Below are 16,769 nucleotides of genomic sequence, written 5' to 3' on the forward strand. Positions count from 1 at the left end.
GTAAAAAAACGTCCTTTTTTGTTTCTTTTTGTCGGACGCGCCAATCACGGCCATCTTGGCGGTTTCACCCCCTTTACTTTTATTTCCATTCAATAAACGTTGTTTTTTACAATTCATTTCACACAAAAAAAATCCTGCACAAAGCAGGATGTTTCTTTTCGACTTTTTCTTTGAAAAAGCCTCACATATATACAATTTTATGCATTCCATTGCTGGAGCCGCGAATCGCCAAAAGTTTTTCTACAAAATTAAATCCGTAGCGGTTGATGTAATAAAACACATTCCAAACCCGCTCCTGGAACGCGCCGTTCGGCCGAAGCGACGTCTCGATGCGCCAAAATTTCCGCCACTCCGTCTCGTGTTTGCGCAGCAACGCCCGCTCGAACGCGTGCTGAAGAAACTCGATTTGCGCCTGAATGATGGCGGCATTTTTCGCCACCAATCCCTCCAATCCACGGTCAATCGCCACCCCAAGTTCACGGAGCGGCCGGTGCGCCGCTTCGATGTCCTCCCTCGCTTTGGCAAACGCCGAAGCAAGCGGCGCTTGAGCAGTCGCCTCCCGCCACCGCCGCTTCGCTTCCTCAAGCCGCCCGGTCAACACGTCAGCCGCCTCAAGGCCGATATCGGACAGGTCGGTTTGCAGCGAACGGCTGACGAGCGTCGCCTGCAGGCGCGGCACGACCGGAGGCATCTCCAGGTCGAATAGCGGAAACGCTCCTTTCAACTCCGCCCAATAAGCGATCTCACCTGGGCCGGCAACAAAAGCGAGCGTCGGCAGCAAATACTCCTGCATGAGCGGACGGGTGACGACGTTGTTGCTGAAACAGGACGGCTTCGTTTCAGCAAGCTCAAGCAGCTCTTCTCTTGTCCAAACGAGAGTTCCCGCTTTATTGTGAAACAGGCCGCGTTCCTCATCATACTGCAAAAGCGAACGTTCACGGCCGTCGTAATAAAACAAGTTGGCCGCGTCACGACCGATTTCAATCAGCGGCGCATATCCGAGCGTGCGCAACGCCTCTTGCTGAGCGAGCACCGCGGCCGTCACATCGCGATGGCGTTCAATGAGCGCGGCGAAAAAGCGGCGCTCAAGCGGCCGCACCGCCGCATCGCCAGCGTTCAAAACAACTAAACCGTGATCAGCGAACAGCCGGAGCACAATGACGGCAAAAAAGTCGACAAACGTGCGCGCCTCATCAAGACACGATGACAAAAAGGAGAGCAGCTCATTCGTCACGTCCGTTTCCCCATACGTTTTGACGACGCGCTCGACCCACTCTTTCGCCACCCTCCGGTCGAGCGGCACATCGGCGGCCATCCGCTTTTCGTTCGGCTTATGCGGATATATTGCTTTTTTGACCTCTCCTTCTTCCACGACGTAGACATGATCGATTTCCGCGATGTCATGGTCTTCGCCGGCGATCCAAAACAGCGGCACGACAGGCACGCCCAGTTTTCGTTCCTGCTCTTTGGCAAGCTGGATGATGGTGATGATCTTATAAATCGTATACAGCGGTCCGGTCAACAGTCCGGCTTGCTGTCCGCCGACGATGACAACGCTCCGTTCATCACGCAACTTCTCGATGTTCGCCATCGTGGCTGCACTCGCCGAGAAACTGCGGTGATAAGCATGCAAATAATCTGCCAGGCCGTTTCGATCGTATGTTCTTCTTTGCAAATGGGCCAACCGCCGACAAAATGCCTCATCATCCGCCTGGGCATAAGCGAAGCCGCTCTCTGCTGGAAACGCGCCGGCTATGTAATCAGCCGCCAGCTTCGTTGCCGCTGGCAGCGGAATCTCGCGAACTTCCATGGCCAAAAACTCCCTTTCCTATGTATTCTTCCATGAGTATAGCACGTTTGGCGTCAAGAGAAAAAAGGCTTGCTCAAGCCGAGCTAAAGGCTTATAGCAACGCGCATGGCCATGCCGTATACAAGCAGCCCGGCGTAAAGGGAGGCAAAAATGAGAAAACTCGCCCGCCAAAAGACGCGGAACACCGTCCGCAAATGAAAGTCCGCCTTTTTCCGCCAATAGCCAAGCGCGATCGCCGCGTGCAGACCAAACAAAAAGAGAAGAAGAGGAACGAAGTACGATTTCCCAAACAGCACTGTCAGCAAAAAATAGACAGCGGCGATGAAAAAAACAGTCGCAGCGTTGACCGCGGCGTAAAACGCCGCCCGCCTCCGCCTGCCGACCAAGCGTGCTCCGAAGTAGACGAGCAAAAACAGCAGAAGCGGCGCGGTCACAAACGTCGCCAGCGTTGAAGCGAGCCAATCACCCATCCGTCTCTCCCCCTTCCTTCCCTTTCACCGCGCAAAAGACAAAGCGGACGACCGGCAGCATAGCGCCGCGCGCTTCCCCTTGTTTCAACACATAGCCCAAAATGGCGTCAATCTCCGTCCGGCGCCCGTTCGCCAAGTCCATATACATCGACGAATAGTTGTCCGCTGTTTTTCGGCATATGCGGACGACGCGCTCCCATGCCCGATTGGCGTCTTCAAGCGGCAGCACGTTCTGCACCTCATCAAACAGCTGCCTCATCATATCGCGGTACGGAGCCTTCTCCAGCAACGCCCCGTTTTTCACTTGCAATAGAGCGGTGAGCGGATTGATGACTGCGTTGACGACAAGCTTGTCCACAAGAATGCGCTCCCAATCATCCGCCCATTCGATCGGAAAGCCGCGCTCCCCTTCCCGAAGCTCCCGGGCGTCGCCAAGTGAACCGTAGCGGGAAGCAAGTGTCAGCTTTCCGGCGCCTGTATGCGCCACCGTCCGGTCATCTAGCTTCATTGCGCCATGCTCCACGACGCCAACGAGGACATTTTTGTCGGCAAACATAGTCAACTGCTCGAGATGCCCCATGCCGTTTTGCAAAAAAACGAGCGTGCGAACGCGGCGAAACGCGTCGATTTGCGCACAGACGGAAGCAAGATCGTACTGTTTGACGGTCACAAACACGAGCGGCTCGTCCAGCTCCGCTCCAGCAAACGGTTGCGCGCGCACCGCCACGACCGATGTCTCGCCATCTTTTTTCAGCGCCACACCATGCTCGGTAAGCTGCCTTGCTTGGGACGGACGCCTCGTATAGACCGTCACCCCATGGCGCCGCCCAAGATAAGCGGCGAGCAGCAATCCGACTGCTCCGCCGCCGACAATCCCGATGTTCACCCCTTCTCCCCCGCTTTCTTGCAACATGGCGTTAGCCTTATTTTAGCAGAGATCTTCTTCTTCCGTTAAGAAAAAAAGCCGGCAAAAAGCCAGCCTTTACCCTTCGCCGGCGCCTTCAGCCGCTGCATTCGGCGCCGGTTTCCCGCTGTCTGTCACCATTTTGCGCGCCCGCTCCATAATCGCGAGCAGCGTTTTGTACTCCTCTTGGATGGCAGCCAGCTGTTTTTGCAGCGCTTCTTTTTCCATTTGCAGCTTCGTCACCATTTGCTGCAGCTGCTCCATATCGTTTTTGAGAGCCCGGTTTTCATCGGCCGTCCGTCGGGCGTCGCGCGCCTTTTGCTCCTCAGCCTGCAAAAAGGCCAGCACTTCCGCCCATGACAAATGGCTTTTGACTGCCGCTTCCACCTTCGCCTGCCCCTCGCTTTCCTTTGTCGATGCGGTTTCTTTTTTTCGCATCTTCCGTTCTTGCTTGGCTTGCTCAATCTCCTCCTTGTACTGCTTGCGAACGCACGAATTCCAGCGAAATCCGCACGCTGCAGCCGTCCGCGACAAGCGCCGCCCGACTTCAGCAAACGCCTCCAGCTGGGTGCCGCCTTCGCGAATATACTGAAGCACGACATTCGCCAACAACTCATCTTCTTCTTTCGTCCATGCGTCTTGACGCACCCCCGTCATCTCCTTCCCCCCCCTTATCGCCGCTTTGTCATTATATGTATGCGGCTAGTAGAAACGGTAGAAGGAAAAATTACTTCTTGCGCAAAAAAGAACGCAATGCCTGTTCATGTTCGGCCGACCCCCACAGCTCGGCGCAACGGGCGATCTCGGCGAAAAACTGCTCGCGAAACCAAGCTGTTCGCCACGTTTCGCCGGCTGCGGCCTTATATGCCTGCAAGACGGAAAGCGACCGCTCTGCATAAGGCGCCAGCCGCTCGCGCCATTGTTCCCGCCAACGTTCGGCTGATAGGATGGCGTCGGCCCAGCCGCATGCCTCCATCTCCTCCGCTGTCATCGGCTCGGCGCGCAGCAATAGATCAAGCGCCCGCCCATATGGAAGTTTGGCAAACAGCATCGACGCGCCGCCCCAGCCGGTCGTAATGCCAAGACGGCCTTGTACGAATCCAATTCGGCTTCCTTCTTTAACAAAGCGGAAATCGCAGGCGGTCGCCAGCTCGCAGCCGCCTCCCATCGCCGTTCCATTGACCAAGGCGGCCGTCGGCTTCGGAAACGTCATCAGCCTGTACAGCAGCTCTCCCATGCGCATGAGCATCTGTCTTGCCTCCGTGCCGCGCAAATGCCCAAACTCGCTCAAATCGCCGCCGGAACAAAACGCCTCGCTGCCAGAGCCAGTAATGGCGAACACTTTCACTTGTGGATCAGCCGCTGCCTGTTCCATCCCCTCTTCAAGCGCCTCCATCACGGCAAAATTGATCGCATTTCGTTTCTCTGGACGGCAAATCGTAAACAGCGCAATGCCGTCATGATGCTCCAACATTGCTTCCATGAGTACGTTTCTCCTTTCTTCATCTAAATAAATTGGGCGCGTCGTCCTCAAATTCCTGCCTCACGACGAAAAAACTGCCGCCTGGACGAACAGCGTTGATTTTTTGCAGATAATCAAAAAGGCTGTCCTCTTTTCGGACAGCCTGTCGTTCGATGTCGGCCATTATTTGTTGACGACATCTCTTCCTTTGTATGTTCCGCATGCTTTGCAGACGCGGTGCGCCAATTTCCATTCGCCGCAGTTCGGGCATTGCACCATGCCTGGCACTTGCAGTTTAAAGTGCGTGCGGCGCAGCCGTTTTCTCGTTTTCGATGTTCTTCTAAAAGGTACTGCCATCATTCCCACCTCCTTGTCGGGCGCATTTTGCCATATCCATGCCGGCGGATCAATCAGCCCCGAGGCCGCCGTCCGCCGGCACACAAGGCGGCTGCCGGACGGTGCGCAATATTCGGCGCCATCGGCCGGCAACGCCGACTCACGATCATTCCTCTCGTTTTTCCTCGAAAAACTTGGCCAGCCCTGCAAGGCGAGGATCTACTTTCTTTTCCCGCTCTTGCATCGCTTTCTCCCATTCTTCTTCCGACAGAACGTCCCATCCTTCCCCATGTTGCGGCGCTCCGCCGACAACCGGCCCTTCAGCGATCAGCTGCAACGGAATTTCAAGCAAAATCAACTCGCGGATGATGGGATTCAAATCAATCGTGTCCCCCGCCACCATATGGATGTCCTCATCGGTCTTCACAATGCCGCTGCCATCCGCAAAAAACGTCTCCGTCGTCTGAATGGAAAACGGATACGTCACATCGACAAGCGTCCGCGAACAAGGCAACACCATCGTTCCGGACAACGTCAAATGAAACGTGAATTTTGCCGATCCGACATCCGCTTTTCCTCGGACGTGCACCGGCGAAATATCGCGGATCAACGTGTCAATTTGTTTTAAATCGGACACATCGACCGTCTCATCAATCGCCATTTCCTTATGTTGAAAACGGCGAAGCTGTTGGACCGTCCATTTCATATCATCACCTCAAGGCAACGAATAAAATTATACGTTTCGTTTCTAGTTTTGTCAATGTTTTTTCTTTACAACCACTCATTCCTTGGGAAAAGAACGGCATACTCCCATCATTTCCAAATGCCATTCCGAACATGCACGGTCGGCGCTCGGACATCGGAAAACGGCCGACCGCTTCGTTTCTTTTGCTGTTCTCACCGCATGCTGCCGTTGATCTTCGCCGCTTTCTATTCCATACTAAGTTCAGATAGAATAGACAGCCATTTCGTTGCGGCCACACCGCGCGAATCGCTATGAAAGGAGCGAAAAAAAGTGAAAGCCGTCGGCGTGATCGTCGAATACAATCCGTTTCACAACGGCCATTTCCATCACTTGCAAGAAACAAAGCAAAAGACCGAAGCGGACTGTTTGATCGCCGTCATGAGCGGAAATTTCCTGCAGCGCGGCGAACCTGCTATTGTCTCCAAATGGGCGCGGGCGAAAATGGCGCTCGCTGCCGGCATTGATATTGTCATCGAGCTTCCGTACGCTTTCGCCGTGCAGGCGGCTGAGCAGTTTGCCCACGGGGCGGTGCAGCTGCTGGCGGCGATCGGCTGCCAAGAGCTTTGCTTTGGCAGCGAATCGGGGGAAATTTCCGCTTTTTTATCCGCGGCCCAAACATGGCTCGAACAGAAGGAAACGTTCGATTCCCTCATCCGCACCGGGCTGGCGCGCGGACAAAGCTTTCCGAAGGCCGCCTCTGAAGCGTGGCAAAAGTTCGGCGCCGCTCCGCTTGATTTGTCGCAGCCAAACAACGTGCTTGGTTTTGCGTATGTGAAAGCCATTTGGCAAAACAAGCTGGCGATTATGCCGCGCACGATTCCACGGCTGGCCGCCGGCTATCATGACGAATCATTTTCCCACCCGTCGATTGCGAGCGCCACCAGCCTGCGGAAAACATTGCGGCAAACCGGACAGCTCGAGTCGATCGCGGCGTACGTTCCGCCCGCTGCGCTCGAACAACTCCGCCAATACCGGGAGATATACGGGCGCTTTCACGATTGGGAAGTGTATTTTCCGCTCCTAAAATATCGGCTGTTGACCGCCACAGAGGCCGACTTGCGCCGCATCGCCGGCATGGAGGAAGGGATCGAACACCGGTTGAAGCAACACATCGCCCACGCCGAAACGTTTGCCGCCTTCATCGCCGCTGTCAAAACGAAGCGATACACCTGGACGAGGCTGCAACGCCTATGCGCGCATGTGTTGACGAATTTCACAAAGGAGGAGCAAGCCAAAGCGGCCAACCCGACCTATATCCGGCTGCTCGGCATGAGTGAAACTGGCCGCCGCTACTTAAAGCAGGTGAAAAAAAGCGCTGCCCTCCCACTCGTCGCCAGAGCATCCAAACTCAACGGCGACCCTCTTTATGAGCAAGAAAAAAGAGCGGCAGCTGTGTACGCCGCCGTTTTTCCGGAGCCGCTCTACAGCGCCGCGCTGAAAGAAGAATACGCCACGGCGCCGATTTACGTTTCCGGCATCGAGCGCAAATAACGAACTGCCTCGTCGAACGTATCGACCGGGACGATTTTCATATGCGTCCCGATTTTTTTCGCCGTCCGCACCGCCTCGCGATAGTTCGACGTCGGCGCACCATGTTCGTTCGGGGCGAAAAACACCTCGGCTCCTTCGCGGTCAGCGGCCACGACTTTTTGCGAAACACCGCCGATCGGCCCGACGTTTCCGTCAAGATCAATCGTTCCGGTGCCGGCGATTTTATGACCTTTTGTAATATCTTCATCGACAAGTTGGTTGTAAATTTCAAGTGAAAACATGAGCCCAGCCGACGGTCCGCCGATTTGTTCCGACTCCACGTCAACCGGCGGGTCGGTGCGGACGTCATAATCGGTCATGAGCGTCACCCCAAGGCCGACTTGGTTCGGGTATTGTCGAAACGGCTTCAGCTCGAGCTCTGTTTCCTGCCGCTTCCGGCCGCGAATGAATGCGACGCGGACGCGATCACCCGCTTGTTTTCCGCGAATGTAGTTGACCATCTGCTCCGATGTGCCGAGCGGCTTTCCGTCGATCGCGACGATGCGATCGCCGGTCTCTAGGCGGCCGGCGGCCGGCATATCAGGGAGGACGCTCATGACATAAACGCCATGAGGTTCATACGACACCGGCTTTCCGGCGCGGCGATAAGCGACGACGATCGCCGCTTCCTTCGACTGCTCCATGAGCTCAAGCTGGCGCATCGTATATTCCTTGTCGCTCTCCCCTTCCTGCTTGATTTCCTCGACCGGGTGAAGCTCATAAAACGGGCGGATATGGGCGAGCAAATACGACGCCACGTTCGCCCGCCCCATCCGCACCGTCGTAAGCATAAACGTTCCCTTATCGCGGTCGCCGTTTTCCACGTGGACGAGCGGCTTTAAACTTTGCGCGCTTCCCGGCATCGTCACATAATACGGCAGCTTCATAAAAATGAGCAGAAAGGTGAGGGCGGCGCCAAAGAAAAACAGGGCAATATACGTCCGTTTCTTCATTCGTGTGATGGCTCCTTCCACTGTTCGATCGCTTGACGGATCGCTCCCACTTGCTTCCGCGCTTCCTCTTCCCCGCGAGCGATGATTTCCTCAATATCCGTGAACGCCCGTGAGCTATACTGTTCGACTCGCGGCCGGATCATAACGTCTGAGGCGAGCTGACGATGAGCTACCAGTTCCGCTTGCAAAATATCGAGGCTCTGCCAAATGACATCGGCGATCGACGCAATTTCCGCCTTTGTGTTGAGCGGAGAGACATCGACGGCGATGACAATATCCGCTCCCATCGCTCGGACGACCGACACTGGCACCCGGTCGACGACGCCGCCGTCGACAAGCAGTCTGCCATTCACCTCCGCCGGCACAAAAATGCCGGGAATCGATATGCTCGCTCGCACCGCCTGGGCTGCTTCCCCTTGCCGAAACACGACTTTCTCCCCCGTCTGCAAATCAGCGGCGACAACAGCCACAGGAGGGGACATCTCCTCGATTCGTTTCCCTTTCGTCAACAAGCGAATAAACTGCGTGATGCGCTCGCCAGCGATCAGCCCCATTTTCGGCACCGTCCAGTCAAGAAAATCGTTGCGTCGAAACGATTGAGCCAATCGATAGAGACGATGGAGGCCATGGCCGCTTGCGTAAAGGACGGCGACGAGTGCGCCGATGCTGCTGCCGGCCAAATAGGAAATCGGAATATGCTCCTCCTCGAGCACTTTCAATACCCCAAGATGGGCGAACCCGCGCGCTCCTCCCGACCCGAGCGCCAATCCGACTTTTGGCGGCAAGCCTCCTCCCCCCTTTTGTCGCAGCGCTATCCGCTTTCATCTTATGGTCTAAAACGCCCCCCTATGCTCGTATATTAGGTTATATGAGGTTGTACTACAAGAAGCCGCACGGCAAAAAAGGGGGGAAAAAAGTGAAACAAAATTGGGGAGCGAAATGGAAAACCGTATTGCTCGCTTCCGCCGCCACCTTGTTTGCGTTTTCGCTCATTTGCTATCCAAAACAGTCGCTTGAAGCATCCATTCGCGGTTTAAATATGTGGTGGGAGGTCGTCTTTCCATCGCTTTTGCCGTTTTTCATCGTCTCGGAACTGCTCATCAGCTTCGGCGTCGTCAGTTTCCTTGGCGTCTTGCTCGAGCCGCTTATGCGCCCGTTGTTTCGCGTCCCGGGCGTCGGCGGATTCGCCTGGGCCATGGGAATGGCGTCCGGCTACCCATCTGGAGCCAAGCTGACCGCCCGCCTGTACCTGGAAAAACAGCTGACGACAATTGAAGCCGAACGGCTCTCGTCGTTCACCAATTCATCCAACCCGCTTTTTATTTTTGGGGCTGTATCAGCGGGATTTTTCAACAACCCGCAACTCGGCCTTGTGCTGGCTGTTTCCCACTATTTAGGAAACATTAGCGTTGGGCTGATCATGCGCTTTCACGGCATTCGAAAAGAACAGAGGCAATCGAAGCGGCAGCCACGCTCATTTTCGCTCCCGTATGCGCTGCGCACACTGCACCGCACGCGACTGAAAAACGAACAGCCGCTTGGCAAACTTCTTGGCGACGCCGTGCGCTCTTCTGTCCAAACACTGTTAATGATCGGCGGTTTTATTATTCTCTTTTCGGTTATGAATAAACTTCTGTATATGATGCATTTGACCGAACAGCTTGCCCAGCTGCTAGGCCATCTGCTCCGCCTTGCCCAGCTGCCGGAGCAGCTTGACATCCCAGTGTTTTCCGGCTTGTTTGAAATTACACTCGGCAGCCAAATGATCAGTCAGACCGATGAGGCGATGCTGATGGAAAAAGCAGTGGCAACAAGCTTCGTCCTCGCTTTCGGCGGCTTTTCCGTCCAAGCGCAAGTCGCCAGCATTCTCGCCGAAGCGAACATCCGCTTTCAGCCATTTTTCATCGCTCGCTTGCTGCACGGAGTGTTTGCCGCTTCCTTTACATACCTGCTTTGGAAACCATTGTACATCAAAACAGCAGACGGGATGCCGACCCACATCCCAGCGTTTCTTCACGCCGCCCCAGACAGCGTTTGGAATGAAGGCTGGCGGTTGCTGCAGCAATACGGACCGCTCCTGACACTGTTGTTCCTTTGCCTTTATATATGGCTCGTCATCAAGGCAGCCAGTGAATCGCGCGGGCGCTCATAAGACGCTTGAGCGCCTAGATTTTTGGCAGCACCCAGCCATCGGGGCGGTTCGCGTCGCCTCGGCCATGAACCGCCCTTGACGGCAAAACTGGGCCAGCGCCGGCTGCAACGTTCGCTTAAGCAGGCTTCCATAAGGAAGCGTCAATCAGCGGCCGTGGACGCAAATTTCCGCTTCAGCGCCTGCTCAACAACCGGGGGCACGAGCTCGGAAATATCGCCGTTGTATTTCGCCACTTCTTTGACGATGCTCGAGCTTAAAAACGCATACTGGCTGTTCGTCATCATAAAAAACGTTTCAATGTTTTCATCAAGAACGCGGTTCATCGACGTAATTTGCATTTCGTATTCGAAATCGGACACAGCGCGCAAGCCGCGCAAAATGGCATTCGCGTTTTTGCTGCGGGCGTAATCAACAAGCAGGCCGTGAAACGCTTCGACATGGACGTTCGGAAGCGTCCGCGTCACCTCACGAAGCAGCTCGATCCGCTCCTCGACAGTAAACAGCGGCTTTTTCGACGAGTTGTTCAACACCGCCACATACACTTGATCAAACACTTTCGCCCCTCGTTTAATAATATCCAAATGCCCATACGTCACAGGGTCAAAGCTCCCGGGGCAAACCGCAATGCTCGCCATCGCTTCCATCCCCTTTCCATCTATAAATCGTCACACCGGTGATGCCGTATGTTTCCCGCTTCCATCGTGTCAGGCCGCCGACCTCCTCCGGCAGCTCCGCCTCCGCCGAGTGTTCAGCGACGACGACGCCGTGCGGCTCCAGCAACTGACGCTCAGCGATCGACGACAGCAACGTCGGCCACTGTTTCTCTTTGTACGGCGGATCAAGGAAAATAACCGCAAAGCGGAGGCCGCGCTTCGTTGCCGCCTTCAGCGCTCGCTCGGCGTCGTTGCAGTAAATTTCCGCCCGCTTCTCAAGCCCGCAGGCTGCCACGTTTTTTCGGACCGTCTGCACCGCTTTCCTGTCATGATCGACGAAAATGACGCGCTCGATTCCTCGGCTGAGCGCCTCGATGCCCAAGCCGCCGCTGCCAGCAAACAAATCAAGACCGTTGCCGCCTGAGAAATATGGCCCGATCATATTAAATATCGCTTCTTTGACTTTATCGGTCGTCGGCCGCGTCGACATCCCTGGAACCGCTTGCAGACGCCGTCCTTTGCATGTCCCGGAAATGACTCTCATCGCCTTCACCCAATTCACCGTTTCAAGGTGGCCTTGTCATCCATTTGATTCGTTGTTTTCATGGTAATCTTACCATAAAGTTGATGATCGTCAAACTACGGAATTTTTTCGCCATTCATGTATAGAAATCGGCAAACGGTCCATAATGAGTAATGGCAACACGCTTGACGCGTTGTTGCCAGTGACGGAGAAGACTTACGTTTCCCCATAAGTTCTTCCTCCGGTTTCTCCTCTCCCTTTTCTTTATTCTTTCCGATCCTTGTTCCGCCCTGCGCGGAGGCAAGGAACTGGAAAGGGCCTTGCGGGTTCATTTCCGCAAGGTTTTTTTTGATTGCAATTCGCGAGGATGGCCGGTAAAGTTAAGGGTGGACGATGCTTGCAAGGGGGAACTATTCATGATCCAACGATTTATCGAACTTGGCGAAGGATATTCCGATATATATGAGCTGATTGCATTGGCGAAGGCGAACCGCCATCGTTTGTCCGGATTCTTTGTCTTCCATACGGTGAAAAAAGGCCAGGCGGTCGTCTCTTTGGCCGTTGTCCTTCATCCGACGGACCCCGGAGATTTCCAGCCGCTTTACATTTGCCGCGAAGGCATTCCCGATCCGTTCGTCAAGCCGAACAAACGGTACGAACTGTTTATGGAAACCGCAAAGGAGCTGGACATGGACGTCATTCACCTTGATGTTAAGCCATCGACGATGTTCGCTGAACTCGATTTATATTACCAGCATTTGATCGGCATTATGCGGATGAATCGCTTCATCCCGCCGCTGCAGTAAACAAAGAAACAGCGGGCCGAAAAGCCGGCGCCGGCTTTTTTCGACCCGCTGTTTTTCTTCATCCAAGCGGATACGGGGAGTCTTTTTCCTTCTCCCCTTTCGATTCAAATTCCAATTTTAAAAATGGGCGGTACGACGGTTCGACCCGCTTGACGAATGGAAGCGAGGCGAGCTTTTTCATTACATGGTCGACTTGCTCCATGTCGCAATACAAAACAGCATACTTCAGCCGTTTGGAAATGTAATGAATGTTGCCGAACTTGCGCAACTGTTTCCCATATTTCAGCGAATGAAGCCAAACGATAATCCCTTGCCGTTTTGGAAACATAGTCCCTTCCCCTTTTTTATGTGCGGCAGCCGCAGCTTCCGCCCGCTCTGCAGCCGCCGGAACAGCCCGCCGACAAAAAGTACGGATTTCCGGTCGGCACTTTCACATGTTCGGACACCGCTTTGCCGATCAGCACGCTGATCTCATCAAGCAGCTCTTGCATCGCCTTCTCCGCCTCCTTAAAGGCGGCGACCGTCTCATGCAAATCGAGCTCCCGCTTCGCTTCGCGCACTTCTTTCATCACGTTGCGGTAATCAGGATGGTATTTTCCGAAGCGCTGCACTTCCTCGTACCGCTCCTTCAGCTTGACAAAGCGAGCGATCAGCTGCTGGGCGCGGCGGTCTTGCTTCAGCCGCCAAAAGGCGCGGCGGTATTCGTCCGCCACGTCCGACTCGACAATCATTTTGGCCAACGCTTCTGCTTTATCTAAAATCTCGATGCGCTCGAGAGTCGCAATCTTCACCAAATGGCACCTCCATTATCCATGATACCATGAACGAAAAGAAAATGAAAAGGAAAGAGATAGCAAAGAAGCAAACAAAAAAGGCGATCCAGACTGTGCCGAATCGCCTCTGTTTGCCTTTTAAACGATCGTCGTCATCTTGATCGGATGGAGACGTCAAATTCGTGCGTCATGCCGGTTGCTTTCCCATCATTGTAGACGAGCTCAAGACGGATGGTATGTTTTCCGCTCGGCAAACCGCGCACGATAAAGGCGGCCGTATACACTTCCGTCATTTTTTGTCCGTTGACATAAACGTTCACGTGCCCACCGCCGCTTCCTTTGCGAAATGGAAACTGAACGGCGACACATTCAATGAACACGTCGCTTCCTTTTACTTCATGCTTCACTTGCAGCGGACCGCCCGCCGCTTCGACTTGAGCGGGGAGAGACGGCGCCGGTCCAAAGGCATACGCCGCAAGCAGCATAATGCACACAAACCATGCGAACCACTTCGGCAAAGACATCACTCCCTTTCAACACTAGTCTTTGCCGTTGGCCGCTCGATTAGTCGCGCATGGCCTTAAACATTTGCCACATGAGCGACGCCATTTGCAACGATTGGGAGATTTTTTCCACTTTGTCAGGGATCGTCAGCTCATAGTGGCGCAAGGCGGCCAATTGGAACGTCGACAGTTCATGCGGGCGGCGGGCAAGAAGCCGGTACCAGCGCGGCTGTTCGCGCAAAAACGCACGCAACATCGGTGTTCCTTGCACATATTGCCATACGTCTTTCCTCATCGCCATCACCCTTTAATCTTTGCGAAACGAAAACGGATGCGCTTCTTTGTTTCTTTGTTCTTGACCGGCCCCTTGAAATTCGGAAAGAATGCTTTGGATCGCCGCGATCGCCTGCTGGACGTTCGCCAAATGTTTTTGCACATCGGCTGCATCGATCTGTCCAAGCATAGCCGCGAGCTTATCGAGCCATCTGTTCGTTCCTTTTTCCTCCTCTTTTGCCGCACCGTTTGTTTCCCGATACTGCTCCCATATGTCATCGTCTTCCCCGAACAAATACCAATCCTCATACACTTGTTTCCACGTCTTTTTGCCACTGCGCACCTCTTTGATGATTTTGGGATGTTTTTTCACAAACTGTTTAAACTGTTCAACGGAAGGATGCAGAGGCTTGACCATGGCGGTTCTCATCCCTTTCGTCCACTCATGCCTATCTGCCATATCATATCGCACCCAGCATACAGAGGTGCGCCCAATTTTTAGAGCGGCGTAAAGAAATTTTGCGTATAATAGTCAGCGTAGACGCCGACGCCCAAGCGGGTGAACTCTTCGTTCAACATAATTTTCCGATGGTTTTGGCTGTTCAGCCATCCGATGGTCGCCTCAACGCCATCGACTTGATGGGCGGCGATATTTTCCCCGGCAAGCTGGAACGGAATGTGAAGCGCGCCAAGCCGCTTCGATAAATCGCCATACTGCGGCGACTCGTGGGAGAAAAACCGGTGATCATGCATATCTCGGCTATGTTTTTCCGCAGCGGCAGCGGCCTTGTCATCCCACATGAGAGAGGAAAGCCTGTGGCGGCGGCGAATCAAATTCGTCCAGTCAAAAATTTGCTTCGCGTTGGCCGCATCAACAGCCTGTCGCTTTTCTTCCGACAGCGGCACGGCCGCCGGCAGGCTCCCGCGGTAAACGAGCTCGTACGGCCGCAACTTGACGAACGTTTCGGCATCCATCAAGCGGATCGCCGCCACCTCGCCGGTAAAGCGGTCAACATACAGCTGAGTGTAGACGCTGCCAACTTTGACAACCGGCCTTGATGAGTAATCTTGTTCAGACAGCTCAAACCGGTATGTCCCGCTGCCTAGCTTAATCTCAATGTTCGATAGCACCGGCATCGTTTGAAAAATCGTCTGCAACCGCTGGCCGACCGCAAACGGTTCAACGTTCACCTTCTCTCCGCCGACAAGGGCGGTGACGACGCGACCGCGCAAGATGCCAATCTGCACGTACGACTCGGGTCGACGGCTGTACACCCACCAGTCATATCCGTAAGCTGACGGGTCGATTCGGTCTGGAGCGCCAAGCAGTTTTTTCGCCTCTTGCGCCGATTGACCGATCAACGCAACGATGCCGGCCGTCGCCTTCGGCTCTTTCAACATGTATCTATTCGTCTCTGGCCGCTCCGGGGGGCTCGGGGGCAGCGGACTCGGCACAAAATAATACAATCCAATCAAGAAAAACAAAAAAAGGAAAAACCATTTCACACGGCAACTCCCGCTTTCTGCACAATCTCCTTATTGCCATTATAGCCGTTTTTTAGAGGCAAAAAAAGAGGACGCCCAAAAAGAGCGCTCCTCCTCGAAAGAAACCGTGTCCGTTGCGTTTGTCAATGGATGGCGTCTTGTTCGGAAATCTCGCTTAACGCACGACCGGCGCGTTCATCAGAATAGCGGTTCGTCGCCAAATCGCCGAGCGAGATGATGCCGACCAAACGCCCATTCTCTATGACCGGGAGGCGGCGAATTTGGTGGCGCGCCATCATATCTGCTGCCTTTTGCACCGAATCGTCCGGGGAAAGCGTGACGAGATCGCGGCTCATCACTTCCGTCACCGCAGTCGAACCGGGACGTTTTTCAGCCATGCCGCGCACGACAATATCGCGGTCGGTAATCATTCCGACAAGGCGGCCGTCATCGACAATCGGAATCGCCCCGACGTTGAAATCGCGCATTTTTACTGCCACTTCGTAAAGATTGTCAAGGGGGGTGCAATATTGCACATCCGTTGACATGACGCCCCGTATCGTTTGCATCCTTCGTCTCTCCTTTCTACCCGTATTATGCGCCGGATCACACAAAAAAATGCGAGCGAAACGGAAACAATGGCAAACAATTCATTGAAAAGCAAACCGTTTTCGTACTATTATAAATGAGGGGATGATTTCTTGTTTGGCGCTTTTACATACTGTGTTGTTAGGAGGAAGAAAGATGAAGTTTGAAAATACCGGACTGGAAAATCAGACGGTCGAACTATCCCGCCTTGATGACATTATGGAGCGCCTCGGCTTTGTCCGCGCGGCGCAATGGGATTATGAACGGGTCACATACGACCGGAAATACGTCGTGAAAGAAGGCACCTACTATTTGCGCGTTCAAGGATACGCCATTGAGGGGGACGTCGATTCGCGCTATGCACTCATTAAGCTGCTCACGCCGATTTTAGGGAAACATTACTATCCACACGGCGTCGAATACGGCGATGATGAACATTTTCCGTCCTCTCTTGTCAGCCAATGCCAAAACGTGTTGGCGCAGGTCAAAAGCGAGCTTGAAAAAATCAAAGAATAATAAAAAAGCGCAAAGCGCCCCAATTTCGCCTAAAGACAGCCCGCATCCTGCGGGCAACGGCGAAATGGTCGCCATCCTTGGCTCTGCGAAGAGCGCACAAGCCCCATTGAGGAGGCTCAGCCCAAGCAAAGCTTGGGCTTGCGTGGGATATTTCTAAAGAAGCGAACTCCGTGTGTCGCCGCCGAAAGAAGGGGCGGAGCGCATCACACCGATTTCGCTTGAAGCTAGACAGCTCCCTAGACCCGAAATGTATTTCTTATCTTTTCTTTTCAGGCTCTTCACCAAAA

Annotated in this window: 22 protein-coding genes; 4 read left to right on the forward strand and 18 right to left on the reverse strand. The window is 54.1% G+C overall.

The genetic code is table 11. The annotated features are described in order from the left end of the window. Positions 1 to 181: 181 nt before the first annotated feature. The 7 genes from bshC to LG52_RS10145 form a co-directional block, all read right to left on the reverse strand. Positions 182 to 1,810, reverse strand: coding sequence for a bacillithiol biosynthesis cysteine-adding enzyme BshC (gene bshC / locus LG52_RS10115; RefSeq protein ID WP_044731820.1), 1,629 nt, complete (start codon positions 1,808 to 1,810; stop codon positions 182 to 184). Positions 1,811 to 1,893: 83 nt separating this feature from the next. Then, the gene (locus LG52_RS10120; protein WP_044731821.1) at positions 1,894 to 2,280 is read right to left on the reverse strand and encodes a DUF3397 domain-containing protein; all 387 of its coding nucleotides are present in this window, start codon (positions 2,278 to 2,280) and stop codon (positions 1,894 to 1,896) included. Continuing rightward, positions 2,273 to 3,193, reverse strand: coding sequence for a 2-dehydropantoate 2-reductase (locus LG52_RS10125; RefSeq protein WP_044731822.1), 921 nt, complete (start codon positions 3,191 to 3,193; stop codon positions 2,273 to 2,275). Before LG52_RS10125 ends, LG52_RS10120 begins: the two co-directional genes overlap by 8 nt. Before the next feature lie 69 nt (positions 3,194 to 3,262). Next, positions 3,263 to 3,841, reverse strand: coding sequence for an RsfA family transcriptional regulator (locus LG52_RS10130; protein WP_044731823.1), 579 nt, complete (start codon positions 3,839 to 3,841; stop codon positions 3,263 to 3,265). A gap of 70 nt (positions 3,842 to 3,911) precedes the next feature. Continuing rightward, positions 3,912 to 4,667 carry an enoyl-CoA hydratase/isomerase family protein gene (locus tag LG52_RS10135; protein ID WP_044731824.1) on the reverse strand — a complete coding sequence of 252 codons (756 nt, stop codon included), beginning with the start codon at positions 4,665 to 4,667 and terminating at the stop codon, positions 3,912 to 3,914. A 162-nt stretch (positions 4,668 to 4,829) separates the two neighbouring features. Then, positions 4,830 to 5,003, reverse strand: a complete 174-nt coding sequence (gene rpmF, locus LG52_RS10140) for a 50S ribosomal protein L32 (RefSeq protein WP_011230605.1) — start codon at positions 5,001 to 5,003, stop codon at positions 4,830 to 4,832. A 145-nt stretch (positions 5,004 to 5,148) separates the two neighbouring features. Next, positions 5,149 to 5,688, reverse strand: coding sequence for a YceD family protein (locus LG52_RS10145; protein WP_044731825.1), 540 nt, complete (start codon positions 5,686 to 5,688; stop codon positions 5,149 to 5,151). A gap of 309 nt (positions 5,689 to 5,997) precedes the next feature. Between LG52_RS10145 and LG52_RS10150 the strand changes: the two genes are divergently transcribed. Beyond that, the gene (locus LG52_RS10150; RefSeq protein ID WP_044731826.1) at positions 5,998 to 7,218 is read left to right on the forward strand and encodes a nucleotidyltransferase; all 1,221 of its coding nucleotides are present in this window, start codon (positions 5,998 to 6,000) and stop codon (positions 7,216 to 7,218) included. On the opposite strand, the gene LG52_RS10155 is transcribed toward LG52_RS10150, so the two are convergent. Together LG52_RS10155 and LG52_RS10160 are read right to left on the reverse strand one after the other, a co-directional pair. Further along, positions 7,191 to 8,210: a SepM family pheromone-processing serine protease gene (locus tag LG52_RS10155; protein WP_044731827.1), complete on the reverse strand. Its 1,020-nt coding sequence runs from the start codon at positions 8,208 to 8,210 to the stop codon at positions 7,191 to 7,193. The two genes, LG52_RS10150 and LG52_RS10155, sit on opposite strands and share 28 nt — an antisense overlap. Continuing rightward, on the reverse strand, positions 8,207 to 8,995 hold the full coding sequence (locus LG52_RS10160) for a patatin-like phospholipase family protein (protein ID WP_013145863.1): 789 nt from the start codon (positions 8,993 to 8,995) through the stop codon (positions 8,207 to 8,209). Before LG52_RS10160 ends, LG52_RS10155 begins: the two co-directional genes overlap by 4 nt. 131 nt (positions 8,996 to 9,126) lie before the next feature. On the opposite strand from LG52_RS10160, the gene ylbJ reads away from it, so the two are divergent. Next, positions 9,127 to 10,362, forward strand: a complete 1,236-nt coding sequence (gene ylbJ, locus LG52_RS10165) for a sporulation integral membrane protein YlbJ (RefSeq protein ID WP_044731828.1) — start codon at positions 9,127 to 9,129, stop codon at positions 10,360 to 10,362. 140 nt (positions 10,363 to 10,502) lie between these two features. Here the strand turns inward: ylbJ and coaD are convergent, their stop codons facing one another. Then, entirely contained in the window at positions 10,503 to 10,997 is a 495-nt protein-coding gene (gene coaD / locus LG52_RS10170; protein WP_044731829.1) for a pantetheine-phosphate adenylyltransferase, read from the reverse strand. Continuing rightward, the gene (gene rsmD / locus LG52_RS10175) at positions 10,963 to 11,559 is read right to left on the reverse strand and encodes a 16S rRNA (guanine(966)-N(2))-methyltransferase RsmD (RefSeq protein WP_044733206.1); all 597 of its coding nucleotides are present in this window, start codon (positions 11,557 to 11,559) and stop codon (positions 10,963 to 10,965) included. The genes coaD and rsmD overlap by 35 nt, the downstream gene beginning before the upstream one ends. Before the next feature lie 395 nt (positions 11,560 to 11,954). On the opposite strand from rsmD, the gene LG52_RS10180 reads away from it, so the two are divergent. Continuing rightward, entirely contained in the window at positions 11,955 to 12,344 is a 390-nt protein-coding gene (locus LG52_RS10180; RefSeq protein WP_044731830.1) for a DUF7147 family protein, read from the forward strand. 58 nt (positions 12,345 to 12,402) lie between these two features. On the opposite strand, the gene LG52_RS10185 is transcribed toward LG52_RS10180, so the two are convergent. The 7 genes from LG52_RS10185 to LG52_RS10215 all read right to left on the reverse strand — a co-directional run bounded on the left by LG52_RS10185 (position 12,403) and on the right by LG52_RS10215 (position 15,947). Next, the gene (locus LG52_RS10185) at positions 12,403 to 12,672 is read right to left on the reverse strand and encodes a YlbG family protein (RefSeq protein WP_011230596.1); all 270 of its coding nucleotides are present in this window, start codon (positions 12,670 to 12,672) and stop codon (positions 12,403 to 12,405) included. A gap of 16 nt (positions 12,673 to 12,688) precedes the next feature. Then, the gene (locus LG52_RS10190) at positions 12,689 to 13,135 is read right to left on the reverse strand and encodes a YlbF family regulator (protein ID WP_044733207.1); all 447 of its coding nucleotides are present in this window, start codon (positions 13,133 to 13,135) and stop codon (positions 12,689 to 12,691) included. Between the two features lie 134 nt (positions 13,136 to 13,269). Further along, complete coding sequence (locus LG52_RS10195) at positions 13,270 to 13,641, reverse strand: hypothetical protein (RefSeq protein ID WP_044731831.1); 372 nt, start codon at positions 13,639 to 13,641, stop codon at positions 13,270 to 13,272. A 40-nt stretch (positions 13,642 to 13,681) separates the two neighbouring features. Beyond that, positions 13,682 to 13,915 (reverse strand): YlbE-like family protein, encoded by a 234-nt coding sequence (locus LG52_RS10200; RefSeq protein ID WP_013145870.1) that lies wholly within the window; start codon positions 13,913 to 13,915, stop codon positions 13,682 to 13,684. A 12-nt stretch (positions 13,916 to 13,927) separates the two neighbouring features. Then, positions 13,928 to 14,311: a YlbD family protein gene (locus LG52_RS10205; protein ID WP_044731832.1), complete on the reverse strand. Its 384-nt coding sequence runs from the start codon at positions 14,309 to 14,311 to the stop codon at positions 13,928 to 13,930. A gap of 80 nt (positions 14,312 to 14,391) precedes the next feature. Further along, on the reverse strand, positions 14,392 to 15,399 hold the full coding sequence (locus tag LG52_RS10210; RefSeq protein WP_044731833.1) for a CAP domain-containing protein: 1,008 nt from the start codon (positions 15,397 to 15,399) through the stop codon (positions 14,392 to 14,394). Between the two features lie 122 nt (positions 15,400 to 15,521). Further along, a complete protein-coding gene (locus LG52_RS10215; RefSeq protein ID WP_044731834.1) occupies positions 15,522 to 15,947 on the reverse strand; it encodes a CBS domain-containing protein in 426 nt (141 codons plus the stop codon). Between the two features lie 175 nt (positions 15,948 to 16,122). On the opposite strand from LG52_RS10215, the gene LG52_RS10220 reads away from it, so the two are divergent. Beyond that, positions 16,123 to 16,482: a YugN family protein gene (locus LG52_RS10220; RefSeq protein ID WP_013523323.1), complete on the forward strand. Its 360-nt coding sequence runs from the start codon at positions 16,123 to 16,125 to the stop codon at positions 16,480 to 16,482. Positions 16,483 to 16,769: the final 287 nt, after the last annotated feature.

Source organism: Geobacillus kaustophilus (assembly GCF_000948285.1).
Lineage (GTDB): Bacteria > Bacillota > Bacilli > Bacillales > Anoxybacillaceae > Geobacillus > Geobacillus thermoleovorans_A.

Excerpts from the sequence above, each read along its gene's own strand:
- bshC (WP_044731820.1), bottom strand. The coding sequence starts at position 1,810 with ATGGAAGTTCGCGAGATTCCGCTGCCAGCGGCAACGAAGCTGGCGGCT.
- LG52_RS10120 (WP_044731821.1), bottom strand. The coding sequence starts at position 2,280 with ATGGGTGATTGGCTCGCTTCAACGCTGGCGACGTTTGTGACCGCGCCG.
- LG52_RS10125 (WP_044731822.1), bottom strand. The coding sequence starts at position 3,193 with ATGTTGCAAGAAAGCGGGGGAGAAGGGGTGAACATCGGGATTGTCGGC.
- LG52_RS10130 (WP_044731823.1), bottom strand. The coding sequence starts at position 3,841 with ATGACGGGGGTGCGTCAAGACGCATGGACGAAAGAAGAAGATGAGTTG.
- LG52_RS10135 (WP_044731824.1), bottom strand. The coding sequence starts at position 4,667 with ATGGAAGCAATGTTGGAGCATCATGACGGCATTGCGCTGTTTACGATT.
- rpmF (WP_011230605.1), bottom strand. The coding sequence starts at position 5,003 with ATGGCAGTACCTTTTAGAAGAACATCGAAAACGAGAAAACGGCTGCGC.
- LG52_RS10145 (WP_044731825.1), bottom strand. The coding sequence starts at position 5,688 with ATGAAATGGACGGTCCAACAGCTTCGCCGTTTTCAACATAAGGAAATG.
- LG52_RS10155 (WP_044731827.1), bottom strand. The coding sequence starts at position 8,210 with ATGAAGAAACGGACGTATATTGCCCTGTTTTTCTTTGGCGCCGCCCTC.
- coaD (WP_044731829.1), bottom strand. The coding sequence starts at position 10,997 with ATGGCGAGCATTGCGGTTTGCCCCGGGAGCTTTGACCCTGTGACGTAT.
- rsmD (WP_044733206.1), bottom strand. The coding sequence starts at position 11,559 with ATGAGAGTCATTTCCGGGACATGCAAAGGACGGCGTCTGCAAGCGGTT.
- LG52_RS10180 (WP_044731830.1), top strand. The coding sequence starts at position 11,955 with ATGATCCAACGATTTATCGAACTTGGCGAAGGATATTCCGATATATAT.
- LG52_RS10185 (WP_011230596.1), bottom strand. The coding sequence starts at position 12,672 with ATGTTTCCAAAACGGCAAGGGATTATCGTTTGGCTTCATTCGCTGAAA.
- LG52_RS10195 (WP_044731831.1), bottom strand. The coding sequence starts at position 13,641 with ATGTCTTTGCCGAAGTGGTTCGCATGGTTTGTGTGCATTATGCTGCTT.
- LG52_RS10200 (WP_013145870.1), bottom strand. The coding sequence starts at position 13,915 with ATGAGGAAAGACGTATGGCAATATGTGCAAGGAACACCGATGTTGCGT.
- LG52_RS10205 (WP_044731832.1), bottom strand. The coding sequence starts at position 14,311 with ATGGTCAAGCCTCTGCATCCTTCCGTTGAACAGTTTAAACAGTTTGTG.
- LG52_RS10215 (WP_044731834.1), bottom strand. The coding sequence starts at position 15,947 with ATGCAAACGATACGGGGCGTCATGTCAACGGATGTGCAATATTGCACC.
- LG52_RS10220 (WP_013523323.1), top strand. The coding sequence starts at position 16,123 with ATGAAGTTTGAAAATACCGGACTGGAAAATCAGACGGTCGAACTATCC.